Raw genomic sequence first — 22,003 nt, forward strand, 5'->3', positions numbered from 1 at the left:
CCGGGCGGTCGGCCTGCCGCTCTTCCAGGCCGCCGATCGCGGTGGTGCTGTGCGATAGTTCTTGCGCGGGGCCGGCCCGGCTCGACGCGGTGATCATCGGCCACGCCGAGCTCGGCGCGGCACTGGGCCGGGCGGATGCTCGATGAAGCGCTGGCGGTCGGTGCGCGCCGGGTGCCGGCGCGATCTTCGGAGCGCGCACCGGGCAATGGACGCGCTCCGGAGCGCCGCTAGCCATCGCGGGCCGGCCGGCCCGCCGCCACCCATTTCTGGTGTCGTTTCACCGTGCGGTCGAAGATCCAGGAGACCTCTTTTCCGGTACGCCGGTCGAAGGCCAGCTCGATCATATGCGTCGGCTCGTGAAATGACGTCCACATCGGGGAGTCGATGACACACAGGGGATCCGGGCGCTCGGGTGGATTCGGCGGCAGAAGCACCCAGATTCCCTCCAACGCCCGCCGAAAGGTCTCGCCGATGAAGTACATGAATCGTACGGCGACTTCGAGGTTCTCCTCGGCGGCCATATCGTCGAAGTCCGAATAGCGGCGGAGCATCTCGTGTTCCGCCGTTACCAGCCCTTCGCGGGTCCAGAGGTGGCCGGCGAGCGCGGGCACGTCGACTTCGACGAACTCGTTCTCCATGGCTTCCTGTTGCACCTGTAGCCACGCCCGAAAGAGTTCGTCGTTCTGGACCTCCCGGTCCTCCGGCGTATCCCGGGCCGTCGTCGGTTCACCTGTCGAAGGCATCGATTCTCCGTTTCCGCGTTGCCGCGAGCTTATTTCATCACCCGTGCGGCGGCGAAGTCCTGACACTCTCCGATTTCGTGCCGGCACACTCCCTTCGGGCCGCGGGCGCGCAGAGCGTGCGCCAGGTCGGCGTCGGTGCGGGCCGCGGCGGGCCGCCCACGGACCGGTAGAACGGTGCGATCTCCGGCTCACGCACGACCGGTCCGATATCTTCGATGATCAGCGCCGACACCAGGTCGGGATGCCGGGCGGCGGCCCGGGACGCCGGGTCCGGTGACCTGCCGAGGGTGTCGGCGATGGCGGTGAGCTGCGCTGTCACTCCGCCTTGGAGGCCCGAAATCGGCAAGCCGGTCGACGACCTCGTCGACTCCGCCGCTGATCTGGGCCGCGCCGGCACCGAGTAGGCCCACGCCGCCGTCGAGCTGGTCGAGTCCGGTCGCGAGTTGCTCGCCGCCGTCTCGTGCCTGTCGCGGACCGTCGGAGAGTTGATGGGCCCCGTCGTCGAGTTGGTGGCTGCCGTCGGTGAGTTGTCCGACGCCGGCCTCGAGCATCGCCTGCGGCACTCCGGCCTGCCGCAGGTTGCTCCGCGCCGCGCCGCCGCCCCCGTGCGGGTCGTCGGACTGCCCGGTCGGCCGGGCTACGGTCGCCGTCGTCTCCGGAGTGCCGGAATAGGCGAAGGTGCTGCGGGGTACCCGCGCCCGGCTCTTCCGCGATATCCGGCGCCGGTACTTCTTCCGCTCGACGTGGGGCGGAGGCCGGGGCGCGGGTATGCAGGAGGGGGCCGCTGCGGCCGGGGTGGTCGGTTGAGCACGATGCCGCGGTCGAATCAGTTCGTCCATCGGGCGACGCGACGACCTCGGCATCGATGTCGGCGGTTGGTGCAGGCCCGGGTCGGGCTCGGTGGCGGTCGGCCACACGGCTCGGGTCCGGCCGGTTCGGTCCGGTAGGCGGAATCGGACGCGGCGACGAAGCTACCGGGCGCTGATGCCGTGGGTGAGGATGGCGGCCAGTTCGCGGTAGGCGGCGGCGTCGTCGAGTCCGGTGCGGCCGCGGACGCCGCCCTGCTGGATGCGCACCATCATGGTGGCGGCCAGGTCGGCGGCGAACGCGGCATGTACGCCGCGGAATTCCCCGGTGGCGACGCCGTCGTCGATGAGCTCCTGGACGCGGCGGGCGGCAATGCGGGTGTTGCGTTCGTAGACCTCGCGGGCGGGGGCGAAGGCGTCGAGGTCGGTCATGAACCGGTCCGATGCGGCGGCGAGGGCTCCGCCGACCGCGGTGAGGTAGGCGGCGATGCGCTCCAGGGAACCGGTGGTCGCGGACACCTCGGCCTCGACAGTTTCGGTGGCGCGTTTGAAGAAATGCACGGTGGCGGCGGTGACAAGCTGTTCCTTGCTGCCGGCGAGGGTGTAGAGCGTGGATTTGGAGCATCGCAGGCGCGCCGCGATGGCGTCGAGTGTCAGGTGGGCGAAGCCTTCGGCGAGGAACAACCCGACCAGCTCGTCGAACAGTTCGGTCCGGCGTGGGGTCGCGAAGGTCGAGCGCTGTTCCATGGGGGGATAGTACTGCGGAGCTCCTTGCAGTACTGACCGCGGAACCGTACTGTGACGGGGAGTAAAGTACTGCCCTGCGTATCACCGGAGGATCTTCCTGTGGCTGTCGATCGACTTCTGCCCACCGACGAGGCGCGGGATCTCATCCGGCTGACCCGCGATGTGGCCGATAAGGTGCTGGCCCCGATCGTCGACGAGCACGAGAAGGCGGAGACCTATCCCGAGGGCGTGTTCGCCACGCTGGGGGAGGCGGGACTGCTGAGCCTGCCGTACCCGGAGGAGTGGGGTGGGGGTGGCCAGCCGTACGAGGTGTATCTGCAGGTGCTGGAGGAGATCGCCGCCCGCTGGGCCGCGGTCGCGGTGGCGGTGAGCGTGCACAGTCTGGCCTGTTATCCACTGATGGAGTTCGGTAGCGCGGAGCAGCAGCAGCGGTGGCTGCCGGAGATGCTGGGCGGCGGCACGATCGGCGCCTACAGTCTGTCCGAGCCCCAGGCGGGTTCGGATGCCGCCGCGCTGACCTGTAAGGCCATCGCGGTCGAGGGCGGATACCGGGTCGACGGCGCCAAGGCGTGGATCACCCACGGGGGTATCGCCGATTTCTACAACCTGTTCGCGCGGACCGGCGAGGGGTCCAAGGGTATCTCGTGTTTCCTGGTGCCGAAGGACACCGAGGGACTGAGTTTCGGTAGGCCGGAGGAGAAGATGGGTCTGCACGCGGTGCCGACCACCTCCGCGCACTACGACGAGGCCTTCGTGCCCGCCGAACGCCGGATCGGCGCGGAGGGGCAGGGCCTGCAGATCGCGTTCAGTGCCTTGGATTCCGGCCGGTTGGGGATCGCCGCGGTCGCGGTCGGGCTCGCCCAGGCCGCGCTGGACGAGGCGGTGGCCTACGCGCGGGAGCGGACGGCGTTCGGTCGCAGGATCATCGATCATCAGGGGCTGGGGTTCCTGCTGGCCGATATGGCCGCCGCGGTGGATTCGGCGCGCGCGACCTATCTCGATGCTGCCCGCCGGCGCGACGCCGGACTGCCGTATTCGCGTCAGGCATCGGTGGCCAAACTGGTCGCCACCGATGCGGCGATGAAGGTCACCACCGACGCGGTGCAGGTGCTCGGTGGTTACGGCTACACCCGGGATTTCCGGGTCGAACGCTATATGCGGGAGGCGAAGATCACCCAGATCTTCGAGGGCACCAACCAGATCCAGCGCCTGGTCATCAGCCGCCACCTCGCCGGCTGACCGGCCCGGTGGCGGGAGATCCCGGTGAGGCCGCGATGAGCGAGACCGTCCGCGCCGCCGCGGCCGGCCCGGTGGCGGTACGTCCCGACGGGACCGCTCTCGTATGCCAGGTGAGCGGACCTGCTACTGCGCCGCCGCTACTGTTCCTCCCGGGCCAGGCCAATTCGCACCGGTGGTGGGACGGCGTCCGGCCCGGCCTCGACCGGAATTTCCGGACGATCACTTTCGACTACCGCGGTACGGGGGACACCCGGGCGGATGACACGGACGCCGCGGAGTGGACCACCCGGCTCTTCGCCGCCGACGCCGCCGCGGTACTGGATGCGCTGGGCTACCCGTCCGCCCACGTCTATGCCAGCTCGATGGGCGGCCGGGTCGCGCAGTGGCTCGCGGCCCGGCATCCGGAGCGTGTGCAACGCCTGGTGTTGGCCGGTACCTCCCCGGGCGGGAGCCTCGCGCGGGAGCGGGGCCCCGAGATACGCCGTCTGCTCGCCGACCCGGACCCGCGCAGGAGACACGCGGTGCTACTGGAACTGATGTACACCCCCGCATGGCTGGCCGCGCCGCCGCGCCGGTCGACCCTGCTGGGGGATCCGCGCATGAGCGCCCGGGCGGCGCGGGGGCATCTGCGTGCCGGCAACCGGCACGACGCGTCCGCGGTACTGGGCGAGATCCGCGCACAGACCCTGATAGTCCACGGCAGCGAGGACCGTATGGTGCCTGCGCGGAATGCGGAGCTGCTCGCCGCGGCCGTCCCGGATGCCGCCGTCGAGATCATTCCCGGTGGCAGGCACGGTTTCTTCGACGAGTTCCCGGCCGTCGGCGATCGTGTCACGGAATTTCTCCTGGTGGGGCGCTGAATCGGTGCGGCCCGGACAGTCGAGACGACGCGGCGTCCGCCGGCATCCCGAACAGCTGCCGCAGGCCGCTCAACCGCCCCGTTCGTAGAGCGCGCGAACTGTGTCGACCGTATCGGCCTCGGCCGGGGATTTGTCGTCGCGGTAGCGCACGACACGGGCGAATCGCAGCGCCAGGCCGGCGGGATAGCGCGTCGACCCCTGCACTCCGTCGAAAGCGATCTCGACGACCTGTTCCGGCCGCAATCGCACGACATAGCCTTCGGCCGAGCCGTCGGCGAGTTCGGTGAAGCGCCTGGTCTGCCACTCCAGCATGGCGTCGGTCATCCCTTTGAAGGTCTTACCCAGCATCACGAACCCGCCGGTGGCCGGATCGCGAGCGCCCAGGTGGATATTGGACAGCATGCCGGTGCGCCGGCCCGAACCCCATTCGACCGCGAGAACCACCAGGTCCAAGGTGTGCACGGGTTTGACCTTGAGCCAGCCGGCACCGCGGCGGCCCGCTTCGTACGGCGCCGACGGTGACTTCGCCATCACCCCTTCGTGCCCGGCGGCCAGCGTGCGGTCCAGGAATTGTTGCGCCCCCTCGGGGTCGTCGGTCACCAGGCGGTCGACCCGCTGGGCGCGGGGAACGAGCGCGTCGAGGGCGGCGAGCCTGTCCCGCGTGGGTAGATCGAGGAGGTCTCGGCCGTCGAGATGCAGGAGGTCGAAGAAGAACACCGACAGCGGTTCGAGATCGCCCGGATGTTTGCGGCCGAACCGGGCGGCGGTGACCTGGAAGCGATCCGGCCGCCCATCGGGTCGCAACGTGATGGCCTCGGCATCGGCGATGAGATCGGTGGCGGGAAGGGCGAGTGTGGCCGCGACGACCTCGGGGAGCCGGTCGGTGACCTCGTCGAGGCTGCGGGTATAGATCGAGACCGCCGATCCGGCGCGATGGATCTGCACCCGCGCGCCGTCCAGCTTGGCTTCGAGAACGGCGGTGCCGCCGAGTCGTTGGAGTGCGTCGGCAACCCCGGTCGCGGTCTGGGCGAGCATCGGCCCGACCGGCTGCCCCGCGCGTAACCGGAACTCCGCCAGCGCCGGCCGGCCCCCGGTGAGAGCCGCGGCCGCGACGGTGGGCAGCGCGCCGGTCAGCATCGCCGCGCGCCGGACCTCGGCGGCGGGTATTCCGGCAGCTCCGGCGATCGCGTCGGCCATCACTCCGGCCAGCGCGCCCTGACGCAGTTCGCCGCTGAGCAGCCGGCGCAGGAATGTCTGCTCGATGCCGGAGGCCGTCTCGAACAACTCGCGCACGAGTTCGGCGCGCAGGGTCCGGGCGCCCTTCCCGGCGACCGCACCGATCCGGGTGAACCGCGCGTCGACATCGGCGACCGTGAGCGTCGGCGTCGCGGCAGGCGGCGGCAGCGAGCGCAGCGCGGCCCAGCCCACGCCGATCTGGCGCTGCGGCAATTCCCCGGAAAGCCAGGACGCCGTCACCGCGACCAGGTGCGCGTCGCCGTCTGCCGCGGCGCGACTCAGCAGCGCGGCGAGACGGTCGGTCTTGGCTCGCCGCGCCGGCGCCGATGCGATATCGGCGGATGCGGCGGCGACCTCGGCTAGCAGCACGTCGAACAGCCTGGCATGCCGACCGGCCGCGGGCAATCAGCGCGAGCGCTATGCCCGCCCGGGTTCCCCGGGGGCGCCGGTCGGGACGATCGCCGGATATTCCCCTTCGGCTATCTGCTGGGCGGTCGCGTAGGCGAGGTGCAGGAAGTCGGCCCCGGCCAGTGCCGCCGTCGCCTCGGTCACCAGTCGGGTCGCTCGCGGTGCGAAGACGTGGCCGATGGTCATGGCGGTGATGAGCCAGACATCGAAGCAGAAGGGGCAGGTGAGCAGTTCCCCGATACTGTGACCGACGCCGTCCTCGGCCCGCGGCTGCTCCATGACCTCCCCGGGACCGCCGTCGCCGGTGGGCCGGGTGAACGGGGCGCGGACGGGAGCGGTGACGGTGCCCTTCGTCATCAGCCGCGACAGCTTGTGTGCGGCAAGAGCTGTGACGACAAGGTCACGGGTACTCATGGAGTCGGGGAGCCGACGGCCGGTGAGACCGCCGAGCAGCGTCACGGCGCCGACCGACCCGGCATAGGCCAGGATCGTGGCCGTATAGCCGCTGAGGGGGCGAGGGTCGTCGCTCACACTTCGACCCGCGATCGATCGCATCGTCCACACTTCCTTTCGCTGTCCTAGGCCAGCGCCTACCCCGGCTGTGGACGGGCAAACACCGGCCAACCGGCTGCCGGGAGGTGATTATTTCGTCCCTGCGGACTCAGGAAGTCGCTGCCGACCCGGTGATCGGCGCGGTCTCGGGCCGGATGGACCCGCAGCAGGCGATCACCTCCGGCGGCGCGCCTTCAGCATTCACTGTGCGCCGGGATACCGCGGAGGCGCTCGTCCAGCCAGATCATGGCGTCGGGATAGCCGAGACCCGCCGCGATGATGTGTTCGCCGAGCACACTGCGGTAGACCGCGGTGACACCGAGTGAACACTGCTCCTGATAGAGGTTGCGGGCGCCCGCGGCCGGGATCCAGAACTCCTGCTCGCCGTTGTAGATGTAGAGCGGCGTCGCCGAGGCGCGCCCGGCCATCCGGGTCACCTCGTAGATATCGCGTGCCAGCGTCGATCGCAGTGGGTCGGCGATATTCGCGGCGATATCGATCGGTAGCAGCAACACACCCGGCAGCGCGAAAACGCTTATGCACTGGTCTTTCATCGGCGAGGTCGTCACCCACTGGGCGAGGTGGTTCATCCGGGCCAGGATTTCGGGCCGCTCGCGGGCGATACCGAAGACGGCCGCCATGAACACGCCCGAGGCCAGATTGGCGTTCATACTGCCGGCCAGGATCTCGAAGTCGGCGGGCACGCCGCCGAGCGCCGCACCGACCAGTGCCGGTGCGAGATCGGGCGCGTAACTCTCGATCAGTTTCGCCGCGCCGTGCGTGGCGATCGCGCCGCCGGAGTAGCCGGTCATCGCGAACCTGCTCGCGCCGAACTCCTCCGCCCGCCAGCCGCGCACCGCACGCACCGCGTCCAGTACCGCGTGTCCCGCGACGTAGGGCTCGGCGTAGGCCATCAGCGGCCCCTCGTGATCCGGAATGAGTACGGCGTAACCACGCAGCGCGGCCAGCTGGGTGGTGGGCGGCACGAAGTCGGTGAGCGCGCTCTCGAAAGAGAGACCGTGCGCCAGTGTGTAACTCGGCGTGCACCGGCGGCCGAGAGCGTCGATCGGAAGGTTGTTGACCAGTACCGGCCGCGCCCCGGGCACCGGTGAACCGGTCGCCGGAATCACCAGTGTGGCCGTGGCGAAGGACGGGCGGTCGTGCGCGTCGGTGGTCCGGTATTTGAACAGCACCGCCTGCCGGATCGGCACAAGGACCAGTGGCGCGGCCGAGGCGGTGATATCGCGGACCTCGAGCACCGCGCCCGGGGAGGAGTCGGCGAGGTTCGGCGGCCACAGATCGAATATCGGGTCGCCGACCGGCGCGGGCAGCACCGCCTGACGCAGTGCCGCGAGTGCCGGTGTCAGGTCGTTCGTCTCCTCCAGTGGCGGCGCCGGCCGGGGGGCCGGCCCGATCGGCGGCGGCGGGATCACCTGGTCGATCCACTGCTGGATACCGGGCAGGATCGTGCCGCTCGCCTCCGCGGGCGATGGCGGGACCGGGAGTCCGGCGAAGGGGAGAGCGGGCAGTGTGGGCGGCTGGGCGGCGGCCTGTCCGGTGAGCAACGGCACGATGACGAGCAACGCGAGAGTGACGGTACGTAGACGTCTCATGGCACACGCCCCTGGGTGCTGTGTCGATACATCTGGCACCCGGGGAGAGGCGGGTTTGCGTGCTCCGAAACGCCCCCTGTCCTACCGGGGCCAAGTGCTCAGGCTACGTGACCGGAGGGCAATTACTGTGATACGTCATAATATTGAGACGGCCTGCTGCTGATTCGAGACGAAGGCACCCGCGCCCATTGCGGGGTCAGGACGCCAGGATCTGGCGAGCGAGAATTTTCAGCATGGGGTTGGCCCAGCGCATCTGGCGCAGGGTCTCGGGGTGGCAGCGTTCCGCGAGTTCGAGGAGGTCGGTGTCTCTGGTGGTTTGTGCTCCTCGGTCGAGCAGTTCCCAGTCGAGTGAGACACCGGCGGCGACCCGGTGCAGGTGACGTAGGTCGATGAGCAGGAGCAGCCCCGGTTCGCTCCGGCGTCCCAGCAGGGTGCTGAGGCGTTCTTGGACGGGTCCGGTGCGCGGTTCGGTGCGGGGGTCGCTGTCGAGGTCGAGTCCGTAGCGGTGGCCGGTCCGGGCGAGTCGATGGACGTGCTCGGTGGACCACCCGGCGATATCCCGCGCGACGTAGTGCACCTCGTGGTCGGCTTTGTGGCGGGCGGCCACAGTGGTGAGATACCCACCGCAGTATGTGCGCCGACGCGTTCTTCTCCGGAGAACCGGCTCGCTGCCCATGCCCGCGCGCTGCTGGAGCAGAGCGGAGCGGACGCGTGACCCGCATCGTGACTCCGGTGACCGAGCTGCTCGGGATCGACCTGCCCGTGGTGCAGGCCGGCATGTCCTGGGCCTCGTCCAGTTCGGCACTGCCGCTCGCGGTCGGCCGGGCCGGCGGCCTCGGCGTCGTGGCGGCGGGCCCGATGCGGCTGCCCGACCTCGCGCGGGCCCTGGACGAGATGGCCGCGGGGACCGACCGGCCGCGCGTACAAACGCGCGGTGCTCGGCGCGGGCGTGGACGTCACCGGCACGGTCGGGCACGGCCTACGCGTCATCCGTGCCCTCGGCAACGACTTCACCGCGCGCATGCTCGAACTCGAAGCCACCGGCGCGCCGCAGACCCGTTGCGCCGCAAGTACTTCCAGAAGTCGACGCTCGAGGACGCCGCACTGTACGGCGATATCGCCGAGGGCAAGGTCGAGGCGGACCAGTCGGCCGGGCTCGTCGGCGAGGTCCTGCCCGCGGCCGATATCGTGGCCCGGATCATCGACGAATACCGGGCGGTGCGGGCGGGCACGTCGAACACAATCCGACGAAGCTCGGATTCACCTCGCGCGCCCAGATCGCCGCCTGGGCTGCCGAGCAATCCAGGCCGGGGCCGGAACCGTTCGTTCCGACACCTGCTGCCGCCGCCGATTCCGCTCGGACCGGCACCGCGCGTTACTGAGTGGTTCCGCGCTTCTTCTGGTCGGGATCGAGTTCGTCGGCACGCTCGAACTGCTGATCCAGCTCCTCGCGTGAGGCGGCCGCCTCACCTCGATGCGCGGCTGCCTGCTGCTGGAGGCCGGTCGCCCGCGCTTTCTGGGCTTCGGCTTCGGCCGCGGCGGCGCGGGCTTTGGCGGCAGTCTCGTCGGCGAGTGCTTCGCGTTGTCCGACCCGGTGTGCGTGTCCGGCCGCCTCGCCGCGAATATTCTCCGCCTCGATCCGGCGGTGTTCTCTGCGTTTCTTCGCGGCCGCCCAGATCAGTGCGGCAACGATCAGGACTACGACAACCGCGATGACAACGATCGCGACAATTGTGCTGGTTGCCATTTCTGTTCCTCACCTCGCGTGTGATTCGTCCATGGCATCGATCGACAGTGGTCATCGGCCGACGACGGGCACGGTCGCGCGGCACCGTCTCCGGCGGTGTCAGTAATAGTGGCGCCGCCCGCCGACCGCGCGGCCCATCGACCCCAGTGCCAGGAGCACCAGCCCGATGATGAGAAGGATGATTCCGATGATCCAGAGGATCTGGATATTGAACAGGAATCCGATGACCAGCAGAATGATTCCGAGAATGATCACGACGGGACCTGGATTCGGTATGGGGAGTTACGGGACCGGAGGCCAGTGTGTACCCCGGTGATCCGTATCGAGTGCGCCGGTGTGCGCACGTCCGCCCGGCGACGCGGCCGCGTGGGGCCGGGAGCCGCGGCGAGTGTCCGCCGGAGGGGCGCGCGGGCCGCGGGAGCGGCCGTCCGGGAGCGTGGCGCCGCAGGCCGGAGCCGACGGCTCGCCGGCCGGCCCGAGACGAGACGGAAACGGTCGGGTTCGCGGCCTGTGGGTGCGGCGGCGACATACGCGAGCGCCATGGCTTCGCCGGTTACGGCATCCGCGCTGTTCCTATCGCTCACCACACCCACCACCAGCTGCAACGAGCTCGACGTTCCAGATCTTCAGTAGACGCCTGGCCTTCGGCAAAGTCAACGTCGTCGCCCGCCGCCACCGGCGGTCTCGACCGTGACGCCGCGTCGAAGTAACGGCGGCGAATCGCCGGGGTGTGCGCGGCGCCGGCGTCCGGTGCGGGCCGGTGGTCCGCCGAGGGCGCATGATCGATAGGGGGCCATCGGCGCTCGAGGAGGATCTATGCGCAGTCCATCGGTCCACGTCGCCTCGCTGTGGCAGGGCGAGGAAATCTATCGCAGCGAACTCGGCACGCTGACCAGACTCACCGCCGATAACTTCCCGATCCTCTCGGGGCTCTCCATCAAACGCCTCACGCTCGCCCCCGGCGCCTTCCGCGAACCGCACTGGCATGCCAATGCCACCGAGCTCACCTACTGCACCGCCGGCCGGGCGCTGGTCTCGGTGCTGGACGACGGCAGCCGCTTCTCCTCCTTCCTGGTCACCGCGGGGGAGATGTTCCATATCGACTCCGGCGCCCTGCACCACGTCGAGAACGTCGGCGACACCGACGCCGAGTTCGTCCTGGCCTTCCGGCACGAACGTCCCGAGGATTTCGGTCTCAGCGCCGCCGTGGGCGCGATGACCGATGCCGTGCTCGGCAACACCTACGATCTACCCGCGGCGGCCTTCGCCGATATCCGCCGCAGTACGACCGCACGCCTGGTGGCGCGCCGCGACGGCGAGCCGGAAATTCCCGTCGGCGCCCACTTCGGCGATCCGCACCACTTCGCCCTCGAGGCGATGCCCGCTCCGCTCGATTCCCCGGTCGGGTCCGCGCGCACCGCCCGCCGGCAGTTCTGGCCCGCGCTGCACGATATCTCGATGTACTCGCTGCGGGTGCGGGAGGACGGTATGCGCGAACCGCACTGGCACCCGGTGACCGCCGAAATGGGGTACGTCCACCAGGGTTCGGCGCGGATGACCATCATGGACCCCGACGGCACCCTGGACACCTACACGGTGAACGAGGGCGAGGTGTACTTCGTCCCGCGCGCCTACCCGCACCATATCGAGGTGGTCGACGCCCCCCGGGTGCACCTGCTGATCTTCTTCGATCAGCCGACGCCGGCCGATATCGGCTACCGCGCGTCCATGAGCGCCTATTCGCGCAAGGTCCTGGCGGCCACCTTCGGCAAAGCGCAGGACGAACTGCCGGAGCTGCCGTTCACCCCGGCCGACCCCCTGATCGTGACGCGGAACAATCCGCTCGACCCATAGCTGGAGGGGCGTTTTTGTCGCTACGAGCGACCGGATCGCCTCAGGTCCGGCCGAAGCGTTTCCGCGACGCTTCCGCGTGCGCCACCCGTCGCAACGCGGCCAGCAGGCTGTCGCCGAGTACCGTGCCGACCACCGCGCCCTCCACCATGTTCTCGGCCGAGCCCAGCCCGGCGAGGGCCTCGATATCGGCGGTGGCCACCCGATCGGCGTGTTCGGGATTGGATTCAGAGTGATCGAGACCGGCGACGCCACGCCGGTCGCTCCCTAACGTCTTTTTCAGCATCCGGGAGGCCGCCGTGGGGCGGCACCGGCCCGACGATGCCGCGGCCGGTCTCCCGGCGCGGTGCGATCCGGAGAACTCGATGAAACGACCCGTCGCCCTGTTCGGGGTATTCGCCGCAACGTTCGCCCTCGCGGCGTGCGGAGGCGGGGTGACCCAGACCGGTGTCAGCGGTCCGCCGCAGCCCGGCGGAACCCTGCGGTACGGCCTCTCCCAGGCGCCGACCTGCTCCGATCCGGCGCAGAGCGGCACCAACCAGACGATCTACGTCACCCGCCAGGTCGCCGACTCGCTGACCGATCAGGACCCGGAGACCGGTGAAATCCGGCCCTGGCTGGCCGAGCGCTGGGAGGCGAGCCCGGACGCGCGGTCCTTCACCTTCCATCTGCGCGACGGCGTGACCTTCAGCGACGGCACCCCGCTGACCGCGGAATCCGTCCGTGCCACGCTCGATTCGATCGTGCACGTACTGGGCGGCGCCAAAGCGCCGCTGGCGTCCACCTACCTCGCCGGCTATACCGGCACCGACGTGGTGGACCCGCGGACCGCGCGGGTGCGCTTCAGCACCCCGAATGTGCAGTTCCTGCAGGCGACGTCGACCCCGCAGCTGGGCATTCTCGCCGCCGCCACCACCGCGAAAGAGGCCGAGCAGCGCTGCCTCGGCGAGACGATCGGCAGCGGTCCGTTCACCTACGCCGAGTACCGCCAGGGTGATTCGGTGACGCTCGCCAAACGCGCCGGCTACCACTGGGGCTCGGCGGTGTTCGCGCATCAGGGCGAGGCGTATCTGGACCGGATCGAATTCACGGTGGTCCCGGAATCCGGAGTACGCACCGGCAGCCTGGTATCCGGTCAGCTGGACGCGACCAGCGATGCCCTACCCCAGGACGCCCCGCAGATCGAAGCCGCGGGCGGACAGGTGGCCACCGCCTCCAACCCCGGAATCACCTTCGGTCTGCAACCGAATGTGACGCGGGGCCCGCTGCGCGACCGCGCGGTGCGCACCGCGCTGCTGGCCGCGGTCGATCGTCAAGAACTCGTCGATACGGTGCTGGGCCCGCAGTTCCGGCCCGCGACCAGCCCACTGGCCCATACGACGCCCGGCTATATCGATCTGAGCGGGGAGCTCGGCTTCGATGTCGAGGCGGCGAAGCGAGCGCTGGACGCGGCGGGCTGGGTCCCGGGCGGCGACGGTATCCGCGCCAAGAACGGTGAGCGGTTGTCCTTCGGGGTGCTGTTCAGCGCGGCATTCGCCGGTAACCAGGCCATTCTGGAGCTCCTGCAGCAGCAACTGCGGGTGGCGGGTGTGGAGTTGCGGCTGGAACCTGCCGCCAACGCCGACTACACCGTCCGGCAGAACACCAAGGATTTCGACACCATCTACTACAACGTGACCCGGGCCGACGGCGATATCCTGCGCACCAATTTCGGCCTGGATGCCCGGAACCTGAACGACCGCGGCGCGATCCCCTCGCTGGACGCCGCGCTGTCGGGCCAGCTGGCCACCGTCGACAGCGCGCAGCGTGTCGAGCTGATCGAACAGGCGCAGCGGTTGCTGCTCGACGAGGGATTGTGGCTCCCGACCATCGAGCTCTCCCAGGCCATCGGGGTCGCGAACACGGTGCAGGGCTTGACCTTCGAGGCCTCGGCGCGACTGCAGTTCTACGACACCTGGCTGAGCGGCCGATGACCACGCTGACCCGGTATGTGCTGCTGCGTGTGCTCCAGGCGGCCGGCGTACTGTGGGCGGCGTTCACCGTGTCCTTCGCGGTGCTGTACCTGCTCCCCGCCGATCCGGTGCAGCTCGCCGTGGACGCCAGTCCCGGTACGCCGATCGACGCCGCTGCGGTCGCCGAACTGCAGGCCCGGTACGGGCTGGACAAACCGGTGTGGGAGCAGTACGCCACCGCGGTGGTGCACGCGGTGCGCGGTGACCTGGGGCATTCGCTGAGTACCGGGCAGACCGTCGTCGAGGCCATCGGGGAGGCACTGCCCTCCACGCTGGCGCTGGCCGGTACGACGCTGGTGCTCGCCGTGGTGTTCGGCGCCGCTCTCGCACTGGCCGCGGCCTATACCGAACGCACGTGGTTGCGCGACCTGCTGACCGCCCTGCCGCCGGTCGGGGCGGCCATGCCGACCTTCTGGGTCGGATTGATCCTGCTGCATCTGTTCTCGTTCCAGTTGCGCCTGGTGCCCGCGTTCGGGGGTACCGGGTTCAGTGGGACGATCCTGCCGGCGACCACCCTGGCCGTGCCGGTGGGCGCGGTGATCGCGCAGGTGCTCTACAGCAACCTGATCGCCACCTGGAACCAGCCGTTCGTGGCGGTCGCCTTCGCGAAGGGCGCGTCCCGCGCCTGGGTGCAGCGGCGGCATGTGCTGCGCGCGGCGGTCGGCCCGGCGCTCACCATCGCGGGAGTCTGGGTGGGCACGGTGCTCGCCGGATCGGTGATCGTGGAAACGGTGTTCGCGCGCGCCGGTGTCGGCCGCCTGACCCAGACCGCGGTGCTGAACCAGGACATTCCGGTGGTACAGGGCATCGTGGTGTTCAGCGCGGCGGTGTACGTACTGGTGAACCTGCTGGTGGATCTGGTGTATCCGCTGGTGGACGCGCGGGTGGTGGACGGGTTCCGTGGGAAGGAGACGGCCCGTGTCTGAGGTTCGCGAACTCGTCGCACCGCCGCGCCAGAAGATCCGGACACCGCGCCGCGGGCGGACCGCGGCCGCTGTGGTGTTCTCCGGGGCGGTGCTGATCCTGGTACTGGGCTGGGCGACCGTGCCCGCCCTGTTCACCCGGGGCGACCCGCTGACCGGGGTACCGAGCGAGAAGTTCCGGGGCCCGAGCCCGCAGCACTGGTTCGGTACCGACAATCTGGGTCGTGACCTCTATACCCGGGTCGTGCACGCGGCCGCGCTGTCGCTGACGGCGACCGTGCTCGCCGTGGCGATCGGGCTGGTGGCCGGGTCGCTGCTCGGGGTGGTGTCGGGCGTGATGGGCGGAACCCTGGACAGCATCGTCATGCGCTGTGTGGATGTGCTGCTGTCGATTCCGGAACTTCTGGTTTCGCTGGCCCTGGTGACGGTGCTCGGTTTCGGCACCGGCAATGTCGCGGCGGCCGTCGGTGTCGCGCTCATTGCGCGGTTCGCCCGGGTGATGCGCGCCGAAGTGCTCCGGGTGCGGCAGGCGCCGTACGTGGAGGCCGCCCGCGCCTGCGGGGTGCGCTGGTACGGGGTGCTGTTCCGGCACGTCCTGCGCAATTCGTACGCGCCGGTCGCCGCGCTGGCCGCCGTCGAGTTCGGTCTCGCGGTGCTGGCGGTGTCGTCGCTGAGTTTCCTCGGCTATGGCGCCGCGCCGCCGACTCCGGAATGGGGATCGCTGATCTCGGAGGGACGCAACTATCTCGCCACCGCCTGGTGGCTGACCACGTTACCCGGGCTGGTCATCGTCGCGGTGGTGCTCGCCACCCAGCGCCTGGGCCGGGCCTTCGCCCAGGAGGGACTGCGGTGAGACGTCACGAAGTCGCCCGTGCACGGACCGGTCACTACACCGCCCGTACGTGGGGCGGCCGCGAAGCGGCACCCGTCGGATCGGAAGCCGGCGACCCGCTGGTGGCCACGGCGCGCTGGGTCCGCGGCTTCCTGCGCGCCGGCTGGCGCTTCCAGTCCGGGCTCGCAGGACAACTGCCGCGACTCTTTCTGACCGGGTGGTCGTTGTGAGCGCGCCGGGGGACCCGCTGCTACAGGTCGAAAATCTGGTGGTCGAGTACCGCACCGCCGCGGCATCGACCACCGCGGTCGACGGGATATCCCTCACGATCGGCACCGGAGAGACGGTCGCCGTGGTCGGGGAGTCCGGTTCGGGGAAATCCAGCCTGGCCCACGCGGTGATCGGGTTGTCGAGTGGTGCCGGAGCGGTCACCGCGGGCAGCGTGACCTTCGCCGGAGAGCGGCTCGACGGGCTACCGGCCCGCGGCTGGCGGCGGATCCGCGGCGCCCAGATCGGTTTGGTACCGCAAGATCCCGCGGTTTCGCTGAACCCGGTGCTGCGTATCGGTGACCAGGTCGCCGAAACGCTGCGGATCCACGGCCGCGCCGACCGGCGTACCGCCGCGGCCGAGGCGATCCGGATCCTGACCGAGGCCGGAATCGATCGCCCGGCCCTGCGGGCCCGGCAGTTTCCGCAGGATCTGTCGGGCGGCCAGCGTCAGCGGGTACTGATCGGGATCGCCCTGGCCTGCGGTCCGCGCCTGGTCATCGCCGACGAGCCGACCAGCGCGCTCGACGTCACCGTCCAGCGGCGCATCCTCGACCATCTGGCCGGTCGCACCGCCGAATCGGGTACCGCGGTCCTGCTGATCACCCACGACCTCGGTGTCGCCGCCGACCGCGCCGACCGGATAGTGGTGATGCGGCACGGCCGGATCGTGGAATCCGGTACCGCCGCCGAAGTGTTCACCGAGCCACGACACGAGTACACGCGCCGACTGCTGGCCGCCGCCTCGGGAACGGGCCGGACACGCCGACCCGCACGTGCCCCCGCCGCCACACCTCTGTTGTCGGCCCACGGTCTGCACAAATCCTTCCGGGTGGCGCGCGGCACCACGCTCGCGGCCGTCACCGATGTCTCGCTGACCGTCGATCGCGGCGAAACCCTGGCGATCGTCGGCGAATCCGGCTCCGGTAAGTCCACCACCGCGCGGCTCATCGCCCGGCTGGAGCAACCCGACCGCGGCACCGTGGAATTCGACGGCACCGATATCGGCGGACTGCGCGGGGCCCGGCTGCGGGAGTGGCGGCGGCGCGTCCAGATCGTGTACCAGAACCCGTACGCCTCGCTGAACCCGAAACTGACCGTCGGCGCCATCATCGCCGAACCGTTGCGGGCCTTTGGAGTCGGCGACCGGCCGACCCGCGGTGACCGGGTCGCCGAACTGCTCGACCAGGTCGCGCTGCCGGTCTCCGCCGCACAACGCCGCCCGGCCGAACTGTCGGGCGGGCAGCGCCAGCGGGTGGCCATCGCCCGCGCCCTGGCCCTGCGCCCGGATCTGGTGATCCTCGACGAACCGGTGTCCGCGCTGGATGTCTCGGTGCAGGAACAGATCCTGGGCCTGCTCGACGCGCTGCAGAGGGAACTGTCACTGAGCTATCTGTTCGTCTCCCACGATCTCGCGGTGGTCCGCGAGATGAGCGATCGGGTGGCGGTCATGCGGGAGGGCCGCATCGTGGAGACGGGCCGGACCGCGGAGATCTTCGAGGCGCCGCGGCACGAGTTCACCCGGGAACTGTTGCTGGCGGTGCCGGGGGCCGCGCGCCGGCACCGGCCGAGAGAAAGGACCGCCTGATGACACAGGTGTCGCCCCTGCTGATCGCTGTCGAATTGTCCGGTACCGGAGTGCATCCCGCGTCCTGGCGGCGCGCGGACTCGCGGGCCGAGGACCTCTTCACCGGGGGGTACTGGGTCGACGCGGCGGCCGCCGTGGACCGGGCCGGCCTGGACCTGGTCTTCCTGCCGGATTCGTTCGCCCTGCAATCCGGCGGCGCGCGAGGGCGGCTCGAAGCGGTCGGTATCGCCGCCCGGGTCGCGACGGCCACCACCCGGCTCGGCGTGATCCCGCAGGCCCCGGTCACCCATACCGAACCGTTCCATCTGTCGAAGGCGATCGCGAGCCTCGACTACGCGACCTCCGGCCGGGCGGGCTGGGAGGTGACGGTTTCGCCGGGTGGGGAGCAGGCCCGCTTGTTCGGCCGCAAGGCCGAGCAGACCGAGGATTCGCTGTGGCGGGAAGCCGGCGAGGCGATCGAGGTGGTCACCCGGTTGTGGGACAGCTGGGAGGACGACGCCGAGATCCGCGACAGCGGCACGGGCCGGTTCATCGATCGCGACAAACTGCACTCCATCGATTTCGCCGGGGACAACTTCTCGGTGAAGGGCCCGTCGATCACGCCTCGCCCGCCGCAGGGGCAGCCGCTGATCGCGGTGCGCGCCGCCGGTCCGCACGCGACCCGGACGGCGGTGCGGTACGCCGATCTGATCCGGATCACCGCCCCGGATCCGGCCACCGCCGCGGAGACCCGGTCGGTCCTGCGCTACGCGGTGGCCGCGGCGGGCCGCGATCCCCGGCAGGTGCGGGTGCTGCTCGACCTCGAGGCCCATCTCGCACCGACGGCGGCGCTGGCCGCGCAGGAGGTGGCCGAACTGGAGGAGTGGACCGCCACCGCCGGCCCGGCCGGCCTTCGCCATGTGGGGACCACGGACACCCTGCGGGAGCTGGCCGAGCAGGTGCGGCGGGAATGCGCCGCGGACGGCATCGTGCTGCGGCCGCTGGCCCTCGCCTCATTCCTGGACCGGCTCCCGGCCCCGCTCACCACCTTGCGCGGCAGGCTCGGCCTGCCGCGTCCGCACAACCGCTACGCGACGGAACGGGGCTGATATGCCGAAAGCGCAGTCGGGTAGGCAGATCCATCTCGCCGCCCACTTCCCGGGGGTCAACAACACCACTGTCTGGACCGATCCGGAATCCGGTAGCCAGATCGACTTCGCCTCCTTCGTCCACCTGGCCCGGACGGCCGAACGCGGACTGTTCGATTTCTTCTTCCTCGCCGAAGGTCTGCGGCTGCGCGAGCACCGCGGCCGGATCCACGATCTGGACGTCGTCGGCCGCCCCGACACCTTCACGGTGCTCAACGCCCTCGCCGGGGTCACCGACCGGCTGGGCCTGGCGGGCACCATCAATACGACCTTCAACGAACCGTTCGAACTGGCGAAACAATTCGCGACCCTCGATCACCTCTCCGGTGGGCGGGCCGCCTGGAACGCCGTCACCTCCTCCGACGCGTTCACCGGCGAGAACTTCCGCCGCGGCGGGTACCTCGAGCACGCCCAGCGGTACACGCGGGCCGCGGAAGTGATCGCCGCGACCCGCACGCTGTGGGACAGCTGGCCCGCCGACGCGCTCGTCGTCGACCGGGAACAGGGCGTGTTCACGACAGCGCTCCCCGAATTCCGGTATCGCAGTAGTCAATTCGATGTCAAGGGCACGTTCGTCCTGCCGCGCAGCCCGCAGGGATATCCGGTGCAGTTGCAGGCCGGGGATTCCGAGGAGGGCCGGGAATTCGGTGCCGCCACCGCGGACGCGATCTTCAGCCGGCACGGCGAACTCGAAGCGGGACAGCAGTTCTACACCGATATGAAAGGCCGGCTCGCCAAGTACGGCCGCCACCGCGACGACCTGCTGATCCTACCCGCGGCCACCTTCGTCCTCGGCGACAACCGGGCCGACGCCGAGGAACGCGCGCGGTACATCCGGCGCCGGCAGGTGGGCCCGCAGACCGCCATCGCCTTCCTGGAACAGGTCTGGGGCCGCGACCTGTCCGCCTACGACCCCGACGGCCCACTACCCGATATCGAACCGCTCGACGATGTGACCATCACCCAGGGCCGGGTGCGCCACGCCCGGGATCCGCGGGCCGTGGCCGAGCAGTGGCGGGCCCGGGCCGAGGCGGAGAACCTCACGATCCGCGAACTGATCATCGAGGTCACCGAACGTCAGCAGTTCGTCGGGTCGCCGGCGGAGGTCGCCGCCGAAATCGACCGCTACGTCCAGGAGGACGCCGCCGACGGATTCATCCTGGTGTCCCACCTCACCCCGGCCGGGCTGGACGAATTCGTCGACACGGTGATCCCGGAACTACAGGACCGCGGCACCTACCGCACCGAGTACACCGGCATGACCCTGCGTGAACATCTGGGTCTGCGCCATCCCCATCGAGCCGACGAGAAAGTGCGCGCCTCATGACGGTACCCCTGTCCGTTCTGGACCTGTCGCCGATCAGCACCGGATCCACCGCCCGGCAGGCGATCCGGAACACCATCGACCTCGCCCGGCACGCCGAGGCGTGGGGTTACCGGCGGTTCTGGGTGGCCGAACACCATTTCGTCGCGGTCGCCTCCTCGGCGCCGACCGAACTGATCGCCCTCATCGCCGGCGCCACCGAGACCATCCGCGTCGGTTCGGCCGCGGTCCAGGCCGGGTACCGCACCTCGGCCTCGGTCGTCGAATCGTTCGGCACCATCGACGCCCTGTACCCCGGCCGGCTCGATCTGGGGCTGGGCCGTTCGGCGCATCGGATCGGACAGCTCCGGTCCGCGACCGCCCCGGCCGCACCCGCCCCGCAACGTCCCACCGAGGTCCGCGACGGTGTGGTGATCCCGCCCCCATTCGCGCCCGACCGGATCCGCGATACCACCAGGCTGGTGGCCTCGCTGGAAGCGCTGCGGCTACCGGGCGCCGAACCCCTCGACTACACCCGGCAGGTCGAGGAGATCCGTGCCTTGCTCGCCGGCACGTATGCGACCGCCGACGGCGTCGCCCTGCACGCCGTGCCGGGGGAGGGCGCGGGGGTCGAGCTGTGGCTGTTCGGCAGCAGCGGCGGCGAGAGCGCCCGGCTGGCCGGTTCGCTGGGGCTGCCGTTCGTGGCGAACTACCACGTCTCCCCGGGGACCGTACTGGAAACGGTCGAGGCATACCGGAAGGCGTTCCGTCCCTCACCGCGCTATCCCGAACCGTACCTGGTGGTTTCGGCCGATGTCGTGGTCGCCGCGCAGGAGTCGGCCGCTCGGCATCTGGCCTCCACCTACGGACACTGGGTGGCCGGTATCCGCAGTGGCGCGGGGGCGGCGGAATACCTCGACCCCGATACCGCGCCGGCGCTGACCGACGATCAACTGCGGCTGGTCGACGACCGGGTGAAGGCTCAATTCGTCGGAAACCCCGCCTCGGTCGCCGCCCGCCTGACCGCGCTACGCGATCTCACCGGCGCCGACGAACTCGTCGTCACCAGCGTCACCCACCGGCACGAGGACCGCCTCACCTCGCACCGGCTCCTGGCCGAGGAGTGGGGCCTGAGCCGCGCCCGCGCCGCGTAGCTGCGCCCGTCGGGTTCAGAAGGCCCCGCCCGAGGCGGGTAGGGACGCGCCGGTGATCCACCGGGCCTCCTCGGAAACGAGAAAGCCCACGATATCGGCGGGTTCGCCGATTCGGCCCATCGGGATCGTCGCCGCGCTCCGGTCGGCCTGCCCGACCCCCGCGGCGGCCGGCGCGTCGGTGCGTACGGCGCCGGGCAGCACACTGTTGACCGTGATCGCGCGTGGGGCGAGTTCCCGGGCGAGTACCCGCACCAGCTGTTCGGACGCGGCCTTTCCGGCCGCGTATAGGCCGGACCCGGGCCGGTGGGTGACGGTCGCGCCGGAGGACACCGATCGAAATCGTCGACCTCCGCGGCGGCCGCGCGGTCGGTTCGGTAGTTGACGACGACCGAGGCGCCGGTGCCGCCGAGTCGCCGGGCTATCGCCCGGCCGATACCGCGGGAACCTCCGGTGACCACTGCGACGGGCACGACTGCCTCCAAAAGTATGGTATATGGATAGTCGACATACTCGACTAACTATCCTGCCTCGTCAACCATCGATCATCTAAACTGCTCGTCGTGGCAGTGAACGATCACGACCTGGTTGCCGCCCTCGGCGGGCTCTACCGTGAGGTGAACGCGTTCTATGGGGCGATAGCCCGCGAATTCGGCCTCACCGCCCAGCAGATCGCGCTGCTCTGCCTGGTGCAGGCACAGCATCCGACATTCGGTGAACTCGCCGCCGCCCTCGGATGCGACAAGACCAATATCACCGGCATGGTGGACCGGCTGGAACGCCGCGGTTATGTTGCGCGGCAACCCGATCCGGCCGATCGCCGGATCAGCCGGGTGGCGCCGACGGCCGAGGGAGTGGCGATCGGTGCGGATATCCAGGCGGCCATCGCCGGAAAGCTCGCAGCCACCCTGCCACATGTCGCGCGGATCGAACTCGCCACCGCCGCGGCCGATCTGGTCAGCGCCCTGTCCGACCGCGGCGGAGCGCGCTAGCCGCTG

Annotated in this window: 24 protein-coding genes and 3 pseudogenes; 14 read left to right on the plus strand and 13 right to left on the minus strand. The window is 70.1% G+C overall.

The features are described 5' to 3' along the window. Positions 1 to 227: 227 nt before the first annotated feature. The 3 genes and pseudogenes from ACLML9_RS09485 to ACLML9_RS09495 all read right to left on the minus strand — a co-directional run. A complete protein-coding gene (locus ACLML9_RS09485; RefSeq protein WP_411945154.1) occupies positions 228 to 743 on the minus strand; it encodes a hypothetical protein in 516 nt (171 codons plus the stop codon). A gap of 37 nt (positions 744 to 780) precedes the next feature. Beyond that, positions 781 to 1,062, minus strand: a complete 282-nt coding sequence (locus ACLML9_RS09490) for a hypothetical protein (RefSeq protein WP_411945192.1) — start codon at positions 1,060 to 1,062, stop codon at positions 781 to 783. Positions 1,063 to 1,246: 184 nt separating this feature from the next. Beyond that, positions 1,247 to 1,294: pseudogene (locus ACLML9_RS09495) on the minus strand (hypothetical protein); the annotation flags it as partial. A 127-nt stretch (positions 1,295 to 1,421) separates the two neighbouring features. On the opposite strand from ACLML9_RS09495, the gene ACLML9_RS09500 reads away from it, so the two are divergent. Beyond that, the gene (locus ACLML9_RS09500; RefSeq protein WP_411945193.1) at positions 1,422 to 1,550 is read left to right on the plus strand and encodes a hypothetical protein; all 129 of its coding nucleotides are present in this window, start codon (positions 1,422 to 1,424) and stop codon (positions 1,548 to 1,550) included. 164 nt (positions 1,551 to 1,714) lie between these two features. On the opposite strand, the gene ACLML9_RS09505 is transcribed toward ACLML9_RS09500, so the two are convergent. Beyond that, a complete protein-coding gene (locus ACLML9_RS09505; RefSeq protein WP_411945155.1) occupies positions 1,715 to 2,296 on the minus strand; it encodes a TetR/AcrR family transcriptional regulator in 582 nt (193 codons plus the stop codon). Between the two features lie 99 nt (positions 2,297 to 2,395). Here ACLML9_RS09505 and ACLML9_RS09510 point away from each other — a divergent pair, with 99 nt between their 5' ends. Beyond that, positions 2,396 to 3,535 (plus strand): acyl-CoA dehydrogenase family protein, encoded by a 1,140-nt coding sequence (locus tag ACLML9_RS09510; RefSeq protein ID WP_411945156.1) that lies wholly within the window; start codon positions 2,396 to 2,398, stop codon positions 3,533 to 3,535. Positions 3,536 to 3,570: 35 nt separating this feature from the next. Beyond that, the gene (locus tag ACLML9_RS09515; protein WP_411945157.1) at positions 3,571 to 4,395 is read left to right on the plus strand and encodes an alpha/beta fold hydrolase; all 825 of its coding nucleotides are present in this window, start codon (positions 3,571 to 3,573) and stop codon (positions 4,393 to 4,395) included. A gap of 69 nt (positions 4,396 to 4,464) precedes the next feature. On the opposite strand, the gene ACLML9_RS09520 is transcribed toward ACLML9_RS09515, so the two are convergent. From ACLML9_RS09520 to ACLML9_RS09535, 4 genes are all read right to left on the minus strand, one after another. Next, positions 4,465 to 6,000 (minus strand): ATP-dependent DNA ligase, encoded by a 1,536-nt coding sequence (locus ACLML9_RS09520; protein ID WP_411945158.1) that lies wholly within the window; start codon positions 5,998 to 6,000, stop codon positions 4,465 to 4,467. A gap of 48 nt (positions 6,001 to 6,048) precedes the next feature. Then, positions 6,049 to 6,570 carry a DUF1360 domain-containing protein gene (locus ACLML9_RS09525; protein WP_356988585.1) on the minus strand — a complete coding sequence of 174 codons (522 nt, stop codon included), beginning with the start codon at positions 6,568 to 6,570 and terminating at the stop codon, positions 6,049 to 6,051. A gap of 215 nt (positions 6,571 to 6,785) precedes the next feature. Next, on the minus strand, positions 6,786 to 8,204 hold the full coding sequence (locus ACLML9_RS09530) for a lipase family protein (protein ID WP_411945159.1): 1,419 nt from the start codon (positions 8,202 to 8,204) through the stop codon (positions 6,786 to 6,788). A gap of 196 nt (positions 8,205 to 8,400) precedes the next feature. Then, positions 8,401 to 8,880: a hypothetical protein gene (locus tag ACLML9_RS09535; protein WP_411945160.1), complete on the minus strand. Its 480-nt coding sequence runs from the start codon at positions 8,878 to 8,880 to the stop codon at positions 8,401 to 8,403. Here ACLML9_RS09535 and ACLML9_RS09540 point away from each other — a divergent pair. Beyond that, positions 8,835 to 9,110: pseudogene (locus ACLML9_RS09540) on the plus strand (nitronate monooxygenase); the annotation flags it as partial. The gene ACLML9_RS09535 and the pseudogene ACLML9_RS09540 overlap by 46 nt on opposite strands. A 469-nt stretch (positions 9,111 to 9,579) precedes the next feature. Here ACLML9_RS09540 and ACLML9_RS09545 read toward each other — a convergent pair. Together ACLML9_RS09545 and ACLML9_RS09550 are read right to left on the minus strand one after the other, a co-directional pair. Next, complete coding sequence (locus tag ACLML9_RS09545) at positions 9,580 to 9,951, minus strand: hypothetical protein (protein ID WP_411945161.1); 372 nt, start codon at positions 9,949 to 9,951, stop codon at positions 9,580 to 9,582. Positions 9,952 to 10,050: 99 nt separating this feature from the next. Then, on the minus strand, positions 10,051 to 10,206 hold the full coding sequence (locus ACLML9_RS09550) for a DUF6131 family protein (RefSeq protein WP_168165651.1): 156 nt from the start codon (positions 10,204 to 10,206) through the stop codon (positions 10,051 to 10,053). A 561-nt stretch (positions 10,207 to 10,767) separates the two neighbouring features. On the opposite strand from ACLML9_RS09550, the gene ACLML9_RS09555 reads away from it, so the two are divergent. Continuing rightward, complete coding sequence (locus tag ACLML9_RS09555; protein WP_411945162.1) at positions 10,768 to 11,805, plus strand: cupin domain-containing protein; 1,038 nt, start codon at positions 10,768 to 10,770, stop codon at positions 11,803 to 11,805. A gap of 40 nt (positions 11,806 to 11,845) precedes the next feature. Here the strand turns inward: ACLML9_RS09555 and ACLML9_RS09560 are convergent, their stop codons facing one another. Next, positions 11,846 to 12,088, minus strand: coding sequence for a hypothetical protein (locus ACLML9_RS09560; RefSeq protein WP_411945163.1), 243 nt, complete (start codon positions 12,086 to 12,088; stop codon positions 11,846 to 11,848). A gap of 79 nt (positions 12,089 to 12,167) precedes the next feature. On the opposite strand from ACLML9_RS09560, the gene ACLML9_RS09565 reads away from it, so the two are divergent. The 8 genes from ACLML9_RS09565 to ACLML9_RS09600 are packed head-to-tail and all read left to right on the plus strand — an operon-like array spanning position 12,168 to position 21,008. After that, positions 12,168 to 13,775: an ABC transporter substrate-binding protein gene (locus ACLML9_RS09565; RefSeq protein WP_411945164.1), complete on the plus strand. Its 1,608-nt coding sequence runs from the start codon at positions 12,168 to 12,170 to the stop codon at positions 13,773 to 13,775. 5 nt (positions 13,776 to 13,780) lie between these two features. Next, complete coding sequence (locus ACLML9_RS09570) at positions 13,781 to 14,740, plus strand: ABC transporter permease (RefSeq protein WP_411945190.1); 960 nt, start codon at positions 13,781 to 13,783, stop codon at positions 14,738 to 14,740. 34 nt (positions 14,741 to 14,774) lie between these two features. Beyond that, positions 14,775 to 15,590, plus strand: coding sequence for an ABC transporter permease (locus ACLML9_RS09575; RefSeq protein ID WP_411945191.1), 816 nt, complete (start codon positions 14,775 to 14,777; stop codon positions 15,588 to 15,590). Beyond that, complete coding sequence (locus tag ACLML9_RS09580) at positions 15,587 to 15,799, plus strand: hypothetical protein (RefSeq protein WP_411945165.1); 213 nt, start codon at positions 15,587 to 15,589, stop codon at positions 15,797 to 15,799. The genes ACLML9_RS09575 and ACLML9_RS09580 overlap by 4 nt, the downstream gene beginning before the upstream one ends. Next, positions 15,796 to 17,424, plus strand: coding sequence for a dipeptide ABC transporter ATP-binding protein (locus tag ACLML9_RS09585; protein ID WP_411945166.1), 1,629 nt, complete (start codon positions 15,796 to 15,798; stop codon positions 17,422 to 17,424). Before ACLML9_RS09580 ends, ACLML9_RS09585 begins: the two co-directional genes overlap by 4 nt. Next, positions 17,424 to 18,512 (plus strand): LLM class flavin-dependent oxidoreductase, encoded by a 1,089-nt coding sequence (locus tag ACLML9_RS09590; RefSeq protein WP_411945167.1) that lies wholly within the window; start codon positions 17,424 to 17,426, stop codon positions 18,510 to 18,512. The genes ACLML9_RS09585 and ACLML9_RS09590 overlap by 1 nt, the downstream gene beginning before the upstream one ends. Position 18,513: 1 nt before the next feature. Then, complete coding sequence (locus ACLML9_RS09595; protein WP_411945168.1) at positions 18,514 to 19,878, plus strand: NtaA/DmoA family FMN-dependent monooxygenase; 1,365 nt, start codon at positions 18,514 to 18,516, stop codon at positions 19,876 to 19,878. Further along, positions 19,875 to 21,008, plus strand: a complete 1,134-nt coding sequence (locus ACLML9_RS09600; protein WP_411945169.1) for an LLM class flavin-dependent oxidoreductase — start codon at positions 19,875 to 19,877, stop codon at positions 21,006 to 21,008. Before ACLML9_RS09595 ends, ACLML9_RS09600 begins: the two co-directional genes overlap by 4 nt. A gap of 15 nt (positions 21,009 to 21,023) precedes the next feature. Here ACLML9_RS09600 and ACLML9_RS09605 read toward each other — a convergent pair whose 3' ends face one another. After that, positions 21,024 to 21,338, minus strand: coding sequence for an SDR family NAD(P)-dependent oxidoreductase (locus ACLML9_RS09605; protein ID WP_411945170.1), 315 nt, complete (start codon positions 21,336 to 21,338; stop codon positions 21,024 to 21,026). Positions 21,339 to 21,409: 71 nt separating this feature from the next. After that, a pseudogene (locus tag ACLML9_RS09610) lies at positions 21,410 to 21,478 on the minus strand (hypothetical protein); the annotation flags it as partial. A gap of 90 nt (positions 21,479 to 21,568) precedes the next feature. On the opposite strand from ACLML9_RS09610, the gene ACLML9_RS09615 reads away from it, so the two are divergent. Beyond that, the gene (locus ACLML9_RS09615) at positions 21,569 to 21,997 is read left to right on the plus strand and encodes a MarR family winged helix-turn-helix transcriptional regulator (protein WP_411945171.1); all 429 of its coding nucleotides are present in this window, start codon (positions 21,569 to 21,571) and stop codon (positions 21,995 to 21,997) included. The last annotated feature ends 6 nt before the right edge of the window (positions 21,998 to 22,003 follow it).

Source organism: Nocardia sp. NPDC002869, assembly GCF_046764065.1.
In the GTDB taxonomy this organism is placed as follows: domain Bacteria; phylum Actinomycetota; class Actinomycetes; order Mycobacteriales; family Mycobacteriaceae; genus Nocardia; species Nocardia rhamnosiphila.